This window comes from Delftia sp. CH05 (genome assembly GCF_009827015.1).
Taxonomy (GTDB): domain Bacteria; phylum Pseudomonadota; class Gammaproteobacteria; order Burkholderiales; family Burkholderiaceae_C; genus Comamonas; species Comamonas tsuruhatensis.
In genome coordinates this window covers 232,318-243,638 of record NZ_WUMG01000005.1, presented here as the reverse complement: position 1 = coordinate 243,638, position 11,321 = coordinate 232,318, and the positions used below count along the sequence as shown (strand labels likewise).

Annotated in this window: 9 protein-coding genes; 3 read left to right on the top strand and 6 right to left on the bottom strand. The window is 68.2% G+C overall.

From position 1 onward, the window contains the following. The first annotated feature begins 188 nt into the window (after positions 1-188). Positions 189-1,145: a tripartite tricarboxylate transporter substrate binding protein gene (locus GRX31_RS07365; protein ID WP_160852043.1), complete on the top strand. Its 957-nt coding sequence runs from the start codon at positions 189-191 to the stop codon at positions 1,143-1,145. Positions 1,146-1,203: 58 nt separating this feature from the next. Here the strand turns inward: GRX31_RS07365 and GRX31_RS07360 are convergent, their stop codons facing one another. Continuing rightward, on the bottom strand, positions 1,204-3,060 hold the full coding sequence (locus GRX31_RS07360) for an ABC transporter ATP-binding protein (RefSeq protein WP_160852041.1): 1,857 nt from the start codon (positions 3,058-3,060) through the stop codon (positions 1,204-1,206). Positions 3,061-3,361: 301 nt separating this feature from the next. Further along, positions 3,362-4,576, bottom strand: a complete 1,215-nt coding sequence (locus GRX31_RS07355) for an MFS transporter (protein ID WP_016453117.1) — start codon at positions 4,574-4,576, stop codon at positions 3,362-3,364. A 105-nt stretch (positions 4,577-4,681) separates the two neighbouring features. Here GRX31_RS07355 and GRX31_RS07350 point away from each other — a divergent pair, with 105 nt between their 5' ends. Continuing rightward, positions 4,682-5,590, top strand: coding sequence for a LysR family transcriptional regulator (locus GRX31_RS07350; protein ID WP_017406936.1), 909 nt, complete (start codon positions 4,682-4,684; stop codon positions 5,588-5,590). A 61-nt stretch (positions 5,591-5,651) separates the two neighbouring features. On the opposite strand, the gene cysK is transcribed toward GRX31_RS07350, so the two are convergent. Beyond that, the gene (gene cysK, locus GRX31_RS07345) at positions 5,652-6,569 is read right to left on the bottom strand and encodes a cysteine synthase A (protein WP_016448056.1); all 918 of its coding nucleotides are present in this window, start codon (positions 6,567-6,569) and stop codon (positions 5,652-5,654) included. A 138-nt stretch (positions 6,570-6,707) separates the two neighbouring features. On the opposite strand from cysK, the gene GRX31_RS07340 reads away from it, so the two are divergent. Further along, positions 6,708-7,643 carry a LysR family transcriptional regulator gene (locus GRX31_RS07340; RefSeq protein WP_017406934.1) on the top strand — a complete coding sequence of 312 codons (936 nt, stop codon included), beginning with the start codon at positions 6,708-6,710 and terminating at the stop codon, positions 7,641-7,643. A 20-nt stretch (positions 7,644-7,663) separates the two neighbouring features. On the opposite strand, the gene GRX31_RS07335 is transcribed toward GRX31_RS07340, so the two are convergent. The 3 genes from GRX31_RS07335 to GRX31_RS07325 form a co-directional block, all read right to left on the bottom strand. Next, positions 7,664-9,034, bottom strand: a complete 1,371-nt coding sequence (locus GRX31_RS07335; RefSeq protein WP_034366266.1) for an amidase — start codon at positions 9,032-9,034, stop codon at positions 7,664-7,666. A 50-nt stretch (positions 9,035-9,084) separates the two neighbouring features. After that, entirely contained in the window at positions 9,085-9,762 is a 678-nt protein-coding gene (locus tag GRX31_RS07330; RefSeq protein ID WP_043822013.1) for a DUF2848 domain-containing protein, read from the bottom strand. A 105-nt stretch (positions 9,763-9,867) separates the two neighbouring features. After that, positions 9,868-11,193 (bottom strand): MFS transporter, encoded by a 1,326-nt coding sequence (locus GRX31_RS07325; protein ID WP_016448052.1) that lies wholly within the window; start codon positions 11,191-11,193, stop codon positions 9,868-9,870. Positions 11,194-11,321 lie beyond the last annotated feature (128 nt).

Genomic DNA, 11,321 nt, shown 5'->3' with positions numbered 1-11,321 from the left:
CCACCACCCCCCGCAAACCAAGCAACCACGCCACCCCCTGCTATAGAGCCATCAGTCCCGCACCCACGCTGCGCGTTTTCCCCAGACGCACCAACGCTACGGGCTTGCCCGAATCCATGGTTGGCATGCATCCATCTAAATTGAACAGCAGCAAGTTCGATGGTCGTGAGCCTCTGAGGAAGATGGAAATGCAAAGACGAGTGTTTGGCGCATGGATGTGCGCATCGGTCCTGATGACGGGCGCAGCATGGGCGCAGGACAGCTATCCCAGCCGCCCCATCAGCCTGGTCGTGCCCTACGGCGCGGGCGGCGTGACCGATGTGGTGGCGCGTGCGCTGGCCCAGGGCATGGGCAAGCAGCTGGGGCAGACTGTGGTGATCGAGAACAAGCCCGGCGCAGGCGCGTCCATGGGCGTGATGGACATGCGATCGGCCAAGCCGGACGGCTATCGCCTGACGCTGGCGCCCGTGAGCATCTTCCGCCAGCCGCACATCCAGAAGGTGCAGTACGACCCGGTGCGCGATCTCAGCTACATCGCCACCTACATGACCTATGACTTCGTGCTGGCCGTGCCCCAGGACTCGCCGTTCAAGACGGTGCAGGACCTGGTCGAGTTCGCCAAGAAGAATCCGGGCGCCGTGGACTACGGCACGCCGGGCAAGTTCACGGCCAACCACGTGGTGATGGCGCTGCTGGAGCAGGCCACGGGCGCACGCTTCACGCATGCGCCCTTCAAGGGCGATGCCGAGGCGCTGAACTCGCTGATGGCCGGCCATATCAAGTCCGGCGTGTACGCCAACACGGTGCTGCCGTACCTGAGCTCGGGCAAGCTGCGCGCCCTGGCCTCGGCCTCCGAGGTGCGGCCCGAGGCCTTTGCCAACGTGCCCACGTTCCGCGAGGCCGGTTATGCCTTCGATGTGCCCTCGCCCTTGGGCATTGCCGGGCCGCGCGGCCTGCCGCCCGAGATCGTGGGCAAGCTCGAAGCCGCCATCAAGGCCGCCATGGACGACCCGGCCTTCCGCCAGGTCGTCGGCAACTACGGCGTGCGCACGCAGTTCCGCGGCAGCCAGGAGTACACGGCGTTCGCCAAGAAGGCGTTCGAGGACGAGAAGAAGATCGTGCAGAACATAGGCCTGGAGGATTGAGGCCGCTACGCGGGCGGCAACCTGGCCATGGCCCGCAGGTCCACCAGCCGGTGAGCGTCTAGCCGTTGGCGTTGGCAGCTTCCGAGCCCTGCTCTGCGAGGAAGCCGCCGCTCTGGTGCGACCACAGCTTGGCGTAGATGCCGCCCAGCTCCAGCAGTTGCTGGTGCGTGCCCTGCTCGACGATCTGGCCCTGGTCCATGACGATGAGCCGGTCCATGGCCGCGATGGTCGACAGGCGGTGGGCGATGGCGATCACGGTCTTGCCGTGCATGAGGCTGTCCAGGCTTTGCTGGATGGCGGCCTCGACCTCGCTGTCCAGCGCGCTGGTGGCCTCGTCCAGCAGCAGGATGGGCGCGTCCTTGAGCATCACGCGCGCAATCGCCACGCGCTGGCGCTGGCCACCCGACAGCTTGACGCCGCGCTCGCCCACCTGGGCGTCGTAGCCGCTGCGGCCCTTGAGGTCGGTCAGCGTGGCGATGAAGTCCGAGGCCTCGGCCTTGTCCGCGGCGACCAGCATCTCCTGCTCGGTCGCATCGGGGCGGCCGTAGAGGATGTTGTCGCGCATGGAGCGGTGCAGCAGCGAGGTGTCCTGCGTCACCATGCCCACGGCGCCGCGCAGGCTGTCCTGCGTGACGGTGCGGATGTCCTGCCCGTCGATGGTGATGCGCCCGCCCTGGGGTTCATGGAAGCGCAGCAGCAGGTTCACCAGCGTGGACTTGCCCGCGCCCGAGCGGCCGATCAGGCCGATGCGCTCGCCCGCGCGAATGTGCAGGTTCAGGTGGTCGATCACCTGCTTGCCGCCGTCCTTGTAGGCAAAGCTCAGGTCCTCGAAGGCGATGGCGCCGTGCGTGACCTGCAGCGGCCTGGCGTCGGGCGCATCCACGATGGTGCGCGGCTTGGTCAGCGTGAGGATGCCGTCCTGGATGGTGCCCACGTTCTCGAACAGGCCCGTCATCTGCCACATCACCCAGTGCGAATAGCCCATCAGCCGCAGCGCCATGGCAATCACCGCTGCCACCACGCCCGCGCTGGCCTGGCCGGCAGACCACAGGTACAGCGCCGTGCCCGTGGAGCCCACCAGCAGCAGGGTGATCATCAGGTGGTTGGTGATCTCGAACAGGCTGACCAGCCGCATCTGCGCATAGCCGGTGGACTTGAAGGCGTCCATGGCGTTGCGCGCGTACTCGGCCTCGCGGCGCGTGTGGGCGAACAGCTTGACGGTGGCGATGTTGGTATAGGCATCGGTCACGCGGCCCGTCATCATGGAGCGCGCATCGGCCTGCTCCTTGCCGATCTTGCCCAGGCGCGGGACAAAGTAGAAGCAGGCGCCGATATAGGCCAGCAGCCACAGCGCGAACGGAATCATCAGCCGCCACTCGAAGCTGGCCGCCAGCACCAGGATGCCGATCATGTAGACGCTCACGCCCACCAGCACATCGACCACCATGAACACCACTTCGCGCACCGACAGCGCCGTCTGCATGATCTTGGTGGTGATGCGGCCCGCGAACTCGTCCGCATAGAACGACATGCTCTGGCCCAGCATCAGCCGGTGGAACACCCAGCGCAGGCGCATGGGGAAATTGATGGCCAGCACCTGGTGCATCACTGCCGTGTGAAAGGCCAGCAGCAGCACGCTGGACAAGAGGATGGCGGCAATGCCCCAGACCGTGCCGCGCTGCTGCTCCCAGAAGCCTGCCGGCGACACGGTGGACAGCCAGTCCACCACATGGCCCATCAGGGCGAACAGCGCCGCCTCGTAGACGGCCAGCAGCGCCGAGGTGCAGGTCAGCAGCGCGATCCAGCCGCGCATGCCTTGCGTGCAGGCCCAGATGAAGGCGAAAAAGCCCTTGGGCGGGACCGTGGGCTCGACGCTGGGATAGGGCGGGACGCGTTTTTCAAAGAAACCGAACAAGATTTTTTTACTCCTTGGTCAGACCATCGTAGGCCAGAGTCGGGTTTGCCCGATGCGCGTTCAGCATGACCTTTGGGCGCAACATGTTTTGTAAGAGATCTCCACACAACTGTCTTACGCCGGGCTGGGCGTCACGTCTCCGCTGCACACAGGCGGCGGTCCGGGATGCGGTCGCGGCGCCGGTACGGATTGTCCAGGCCCGAGGCGGTTCACTTTGTGCGCGAGCAGACAACGCAGCATGCAGCGGCCAGCAACAATGCACGCCGCTGCGATTGCCGGCCCTGGCTCTTCGTGGAGTGGATCATGCGCAGTGCGCGTGCCTTGCTCGCCCCGAGCGTGCCATGCACAGCGCCGCCACGGCCGCCAGCATGGCCAGGCCGGCGGCAACCCGGCCCGTGGACAGAGGGCCTGCGGTCTGCAGTGCCCATCCGCCCAAAAGGGCACCCAGCGCAATGCCGGCATTGGCGGCCGAGACATTGGCCGTGCCCGCCAGGGCCTGCGCCTGGGGTGCGGATTGCATGACGCGGATCTGGCAGACCGGGTACAGGGCCGTGTTGGCCACGCCCCAGACGGCCAGCGCGACCACCAGCCAGGGCAGGGCCTGGGCCAGCTGCACGGTGGCCGCCATGCCCAGGGCCAGTACCAGGCACAGGGCCGCTGTGACTCTCAGCGCGTGGCGCTCGGCCCAGCGCCCGCCCAGCCAGTTGCCGGCCAGGCCGACGGCGCCAAATCCCATCAGCCACCAGCCCACGCGTGCGGGTGCCACGCCGGCGGCGCGCTCCAGGATTTCGGCCAGATAGGTATAGGCCGTGAACATGGCCGTGAAGACCAGCACCGACAGCGCAATCTGCGCCAGGAACCGGGGAGTGCGCAACACGCGCAACTGCTGCGCCAGGGGCATGCGGGGCGCGCCTTCAAGCGCCGGCATCTTCCATTGCAGGGCCAGGGCCACCAGCAGCGACAGCAGGGCCAGCAGGCCGAAGGCGCCGCGCCAGCCCACGGCATCGGCGGCCAGCGTGCCCAGGGGAATGCCCAGCAGCAGCGCCGCAGAAATGCCCAGGTAGACGCTGGCCACGGCACGGCCTGCGCGTGACGGTCCTGCCAGTTGCGCAGCGGTTTCGCTGGCCGTGCCCCAGAACACCGGCAGCGCCATGGCCGGCAGCAGGCGCGCCAGTGCCAGCACGCCCAGGCTGGGCGCCACGGCCGCCAGCGCGTTGGAGCCCGCAAACAGCAGGGCAATGGCCACGAACAGGCGCTTGCGGCCCACCGGTGCCAGCCAGGCCGTGAGCGGCGGACCGGCCAGCGCCACGACCAGGGCGAACAGCGTGACCAGCTGGCCGGCCGCCGCCGCGCTGGTGCCCAGGTCGCGCGCCAGCGCCGGCAGCAGGCCGACGATCAGGAACTCCGTTGTGACGATGACGAAAGCCGCCACCGCCAGCACGGCGGTGGCGGCCTTGCCTTGGGTGGCAGGAATGGAGGGGCGGGCATCGCGGTTCAGGGATGGGGCAGGGGACATGCGCAAAGACTCCGGGGAAAAGAAACAACAGGCCCGCGAGCTTATTTAAGATGTGAATTCTTATCTCGGATGAATTTTCTGCAGATACTGGAAATTGATTCTTGAATGAAAGCCGCCATCGCCATGTTTCCTTCGGAGCGTCTCAAGGGCATCGAGGCCTTTGTCTGTACCGCAGACGCGGGCAGTTTCACGGCTGCTGCCGAGCGGCTGCACCTGACGGGCTCGGCCGTGGGCAAGGCCGTGGCCCGGCTGGAAGCCCGGCTGGCGACGCGCCTGTTTGAACGTACGACGCGGCGGCTGCGGCTGACCGATGCCGGCGAGGCCTTCTACCGCACCTGTGTGCGCGTGCTGGGCGAGCTGGAGTCGGCCGAGCAGGTGCTGGCCGCCGAGCACCTGGAGCCCGCAGGCAGGCTGCGCGTGGACCTGCCGGCGCTGTACGGACGGCTCAAGGTGATGCCGCTGCTGCTGGAGTTTGCACAGCGCCATGCGGCGGTGCAGCCCCAGGTGTCGTTCACGGACCGCTTCGTGGACGTGGTGGACGAAGGCATCGACGTGGCCGTGCGCATAGGCGGCAGCGTGCAGCTGCCTGCGGGACTGGGCCAGCGTCTGCTGGGGCGGGAGCGGCTGGTGTTCTGCGCATCGCCTGCGTATCTGGAGCGGCGCGGAGCGCCTGACAGCCTGCAGGCACTGGCCGGCCATGATGCCGTGGCCTATGGAAGGACCGATGCAGGCATGAGTGCATGGCAGAGCAGTGCCGGCGCCATTGCGGTGCAGCCGCGCATGGTGCTGGGCGATGGCGAAGCGGTGGTGGCTGCCGTGATGGCGGGCTGCGGCATCGCCCAACTGGCCACGTGGATGGTTGAGGCGCCGCTGCGCGATGGCCACCTGCTGCGGCTGCTGCCCGGCGCCGAAGTCGATGGCCTGCCGCTGCACCTGGTCTGGCCGCGCAGCCGCCAGTTGCTGCCCAAGGTGGATGCGCTGCTGCGGCACCTGGCTCAGGGCCTGACGATCTGAACGGATCTGCCATGACAAAAGGCCCGCGAAGGGCCTTTGGCTTGTTCAGGGGGCAGGGCGGTCAGGCCGGCAGGAAGCCTTCCACCGACAGGTAGCGCTCGCCCGTGTCGTAGTTGAAGCCCAGCACCTTGGCGCCTGCGGGCAGCTCGGGCAGCTTCTGCGCGATGGCGGCCAGCGTGGCGCCCGAGGAGATGCCGACCAGGATGCCTTCCTCGCGGGCCGAGCGGCGTGCGTACTCGCGCGCGGGTTCGGCCTCGACCTGGATCACGCCGTCCAGCAGGCTGGTGTCCAGGTTCTTGGGCACGAAGCCTGCGCCAATGCCCTGGATGGGGTGGGGCGAGGGCTGGCCGCCCGAGATCACGGGCGATGCGGCAGGCTCCACGGCAAAGACCTTGAGCTGGGGGAATTGGGCCTTGAGCACCCGCGCCACGCCGGTCAGGTGGCCGCCCGTGCCCACGCCGGTGATCAGCACATCCAGGCCTTCGGGGAAGTCGGCCAGGATTTCCTGGGCGGTGGTGCGCACGTGCACATCGATGTTGGCGGGGTTCTCGAACTGCTGCGGGATCCAGGCGCCGGGCGTCTGGCTGGCCAGTTCCTGGGCGCGGGCGATGGCGCCCTTCATGCCCTTTTCCTTGGGCGTGAGGTCGAAGCTGGCGCCGTAGGCCAGCATCAGGCGGCGGCGCTCGATGCTCATGCTCTCGGGCATGACCAGCACCAGCTTGTAGCCCTTGACGGCGGCCACCAGGGCCAGGCCCACGCCGGTGTTGCCGCTGGTGGGCTCGATGATGGTGCCGCCGGGCTTCAGGGCGCCGGACTTCTCGGCGTCCTCGACCATGGCCAGCGCGATGCGGTCCTTGATGGAGCCGCCGGGGTTGCCGCGCTCGGACTTGATCCACACATTGGCACCGGCGCCGAACAGGCGGTTGATGCGCACGTGGGGCGTGTTGCCAATCGTTTGCAGGATGTTGTCAGCTCTCATCGGACCTCCGCGATTTTGGGGTGGTGGTTGGACAGTCGGGGTGTTGCGCAGCCAGCGTGCGCGGTCACGGAGCATTGTGCACGCAGGCGTTCCATGCATGGGCTATATCGATATGGCCTGGACGGCTAACATCGCCGCATGAATCTACGGTTCCTGGAAACCTTTGTGCTGCTGGCCGAGCTGCGCAATTTCCGCATGACGGCCGAGCGGCTGTACACCACGCAGGCCGCCGTCTCCAGCCGCATCGCCACGCTGGAGCAGGAGTTCGGCGTGCGCCTGTTCGACCGCGGCGTGCGCGAGGTCACGCTCACGGCCGACGGCGCCAAGGCCCTGGTCCATGCCGAGCGCATGCTGCGCCTCATGCGCGAGATGCGCGAGGACATGCTGGACAAGCAGGCCTATGCGGGCGTGATCCGCATCGGCGCCATCGAGTCCATCGTGCACAGCTGGTTTCCCGATTTCCTGGCGCTGCTGCAGCAGCGCTATCCGCGCCTGCAGGTGGAGATCGCCTGCGACACCACGCTGCACATGTCCGACCAATTGGTGAAGGGTCAGCTGGACCTGTCGCTTCAGGCCAAGCCCGTGACGGCGGCCGGCGTGGGCCATCTGTCGCTGGGCGAATTTCCCATGGCCTGGGTGGGCAGCCCCAAGCTGGGCATTGGCGACGAGACCCTGAGCCTGGCCGAGCTGGCGGCCTTTCCCATCATGTGCTTTGCGCGCGGCTCCGAGCCGTATGCGGTGATCGAGCAGTTGTTCTCCACCGAAAGCAGCGCCTCGGTGCACCTGAACTGCATCGCCTCGGTGGCCACCATGATCCGCGTGGTCTGCGACGGCCTGGGCGTGGCCGCCGTGCCGCCGGCCATCATCCAGCGCGAGCTGGCCGAGCAGCGCCTGCGCCTGCTGCGCGTGGACCGTGAGTTCCCCTCGCTGCCGCTGGTGGCCTGCTACCGCAACGACCACCAGAACCCGCTGACCGAAGTGGTGGCGCGCGCGGCCGAGGAGACCGCCGCCGCCTTTGCGCTGAACCACGGCCAGGCCGTGGCGCGGCTGCCGGGCAGCGGCCTGGGCGGCTAGGCCCGAGGCCGTCTGGTCGATCAGCCCTGCGCCGAAGCCAGCAGCTGCTCCACGGCCAGGGCCACGGACAGCAGTCGCCGGTCCTGCCCGCCGAGGCCGGCCAGGCTCAGGCCCACGGGCGCCTCGCCTGCGCGGTGGCAGGGCAGGGAGATGGCGCAGCCGTCGAGGAAGTTGATCAGCGTGGGGTTGCGCAGGATCAGGCCGTTGGCGCCGAAGTAGGCCTCGTCGCTCTGCGTGAGGTCGGCGATCTTCGGGGCGACCACGGGCACGGTGGGCATGACGATCAGGTCATGGTCGGCCATCTGCGCGCTCACGGCGGCAATCCACTGCCTGCGGCGTGCCAGCAGGTCGATGTAGTCGGCCGCGCTGATGTCCTTGCCGCGCAGGATGCGCGTGCCCACGCGCGGGTCGTACTCGGACAGGCGCGTGGCGATGTGGTGGCGGTGCCAGGCCCAGGCCTCGGCGGCCGTGAAGCCACCCTTGGAATTGATGTCGGCCAGCTCGCCGAAGGGCGCGACCACGGCATGGGTGATGTGGGCGCCTGCCTGCGACAGCCGGGCCAGCGTGCGCTCCCAGGCCGCGGCCACGGTGGCGTCCATGCCGTCCAGCACCACGTTGGTGGGTGCCAGCAGGCGCAGGCCCTGCAGCGGCGCGGCATGCAGCTCGCCCAGCGGTTCGCCGCTGAGGATGGCATCCAGCGTGGCGCAGCAGCGCACGCTGGGGGCCAGCGGGCCGATGGAGTCCAGGTTGGCCGACAGCGGCAGCACGCCTTCCATGCTCACGCGGCGCGCCGTGGGCTTGAAGCCCGTGAGCCCGCACAGCGCCGAAGGAATGCGCACCGAGCCGCCTGTGTCCGAGCCGATGGCCGCCATGGCCATGCCGTCGGTGACCGAGATGGCCGCGCCCGAGGACGAGCCGCCCGGGATGCGGCCGCCGTCCTCGTCACGCTGCCAGGGATTGCGCGGCGTGCCGTAGTGCGGGTTGATGCCCAGTCCCGAGTAGGCGAACTCGGTCATGTTGGTCGTGCCCACGATGACGGCGCCGGCCTGGCGCAGGCGCTGCACCACTTCGGCCGTGCGCTGCGCGGGCGGTGCGTCGGCCAGCAGGCGCGAGCCGCCCAGCGTGGGAAAGCCGGCGATGTCGAACAGGTCCTTGACCGAGACCGGCAGGCCCTCAATGGGCGAGCGCGCCAGGCCGGCCGCACGCAGCACGTCGCTGGCGCGGGCCTCGGCCAGGGCCGCGCCCTGGAACACGCGCGTGAACACCTTGGGGCCTTCCCCCGACATGGTGCGGGCCAGGGCCTGCTCGGTCAGCTGCACCGAGGTGGTTTCGCCGCCATGCAGGCGCTGTGATGCCAGTTCCAGGCTGGGCAGGGGGAGGGCTTGGGTCATGTGGGAAGTCCTGTGGGTGAAGGCGGGCGTGGGCGGATCGGAGTCGCGGCTCAGGCCACGACGTCCAGCAGTTCGCTGCGGTAGCTGTGGCGGATGGAACGCTGGCTGCGGGGATCGTACAGCTCCATGGAGAACTGCGTCGAGGGGCGGATGCCGCCGATGGCGCCCACCGTGCCGCAGGTCATGCCGCAGCCTGCGGGCAGCAGATCCTTGCCGCCCGTGAAGCCTGCGATCAGGTCCTGGGGCGTGCGCAGGCTGGCCAGCGTGCCTTCCTGGTAGAGCACCTCGCGGCCGTCTTCCACGATCCACGAGCGCACGACCAGCTCATCCCAGTGGCCGGCCACGTCGGCAAAGCGCCAGGCCTGGGTGGCCACGGGCTTGACGCAGGCCTGCTTGGAAAAGGCCACGCTGTAGGCTTCCAGCTTGCGGTCCGTGTGGTCGGAGGCCAGGCTCACGAACATCTCGCCTTCGTGCGTGAACACGAAGACCTCGACCTCGCCCGAGGAGTCCGGGCCCAGCACCTGCAGCGCGCTGTGCTGGCTCAGCTGGTTGCTGGAGATGCGGTAGTACAGCGGCACGGCGCTGGGGCGCGGGATGCCGATGGCGGCCAGCTCCTCAATGTGGTGCTCGATGGCCTCGCGGTCGCGGCCGGCCCAGCCGGCGACGATGAGGGTGTCGAATTCAGGGGCGAAGGTCTGGCCTTCGGGGGTGGTGAACTGCAGTTGCATGGCAGGCGATCCAGGGGGAATTCGGGGCCGCGGGCCCCGGTGAGAAAACGCGGAAGTCAGGCTGTGGCGTGCGGAGGGCGTGGAGCGGCACCGCACGCGCAGGCCTCACTGCTTCCTGACGAAGAGCACGACCAGGAAGGCCGCCAGGAATTCGAGGGCTGCCACGAAGTACAGGCCTGAGGACAGCGATCCCGTGCTGGTCTTGAGCGCGCCGATCATGTAGGGCGCCACGAAGCCGGCCAGGTTGCCGATGGAGTTGATCAGCGCAATGCCGCCGGCCGCCGCCGTGCCGGCCAGGAAGGCGGCAGGAATCGACCAGAACACGGGAAAGGCCGCGAGGATGCCGATGGAGGCCAGCGTCAGCGCGCACAGGGCGAGCACGGCGTTGTGCAGGAACAGGCCCGTGAGGATCAGGCCCGCCGCCGCGATCAGTGCGGACAGGGCGCAGTGCATGCGGCGCTCGCCGGTCTTGTCCGAATGCATGCCGTTCCAGACCATGGCCAGGGTGCCGGCCAGGAAGGGAATGGCCGAGATCAGGCCGATCTGCAGCGTGTTCTGGATGCCGATCTCCTTGATGATGGACGGCGACCAGAACGCGATGGTGGCGTTGCCGCTGACGATGCAGAAATACACGGCGGCGCAAAGCCACACGCGGTAGTTGCGGCAGGCGTCCAGGAAGGACACATGCTTGTGGCCGCCCTGGTTCTCGGCCTCCACGGCAGCGGTCACGGCGCGCTGCTCGGCCGCGCTCAGCCACCTGGCGTTGGCGGGCTTCTCGGGCAGGTACAGCAGCACGAAGAAGCCGGCGATCACCGAGGGAATGCCTTCCAGGATGAACAGCCACTGCCAGTTGGACAGATGGCCCACGCCCTGCATGCCATTCATGATGGCACCCGCAATCGGGCCGCCCACCGCGCCCGCAATGGCGAACGAGGTCATGAACAGGCCGTTGACGCGCGCCCGGTGGCGGGCCGGGAACCAGTAGGTCAGGTACAGCACCACGCCGGGGAAGAAGCCGGCCTCCACCACGCCCAGCACGAAGCGCAGCACGTAGAACATGGTGGGCGTGGTCACGTAGGCCATGGCCATGGAGGCCGCGCCCCACAGGATGGTGATGCGCGCCAGCGTCTTGCGCGCGCCGATCTTCTCCAGCAGCAGGTTGCTGGGCACTTCGAACAGGAAGTAGCCGATGAAGAAGATGCCTGCGCCCAGGCCGTAGATGGCCTCGCTGAACTGCAGGTCGTCCAGCATCTGCAGCTTGGCGAAACCGACGTTGACGCGGTCTATCCAGGCCAGGATGAAGAGCAGGACCAAAAAAGGGATCAGGCGCCAGGCGATCTTGCGATAGGTGGCGTCCATGTCGAGGGACGCGGCCTCGCCGGCGCCTGTGCTCTGTGCGAGGGGATGTGCGGCGGATGCCGGGCTGCTCATGGGGTGTCTCCTGTCTTCGAAAGTGCAGCGGGCACACGGGCCAGGCCGCTGGGACCGGGCCCGTGTGTCGTGGGAACCTCAGGCGTCTGGCGCTTGCAGCGGTTCCTTTGGCGGCAGTATCGAAAGGC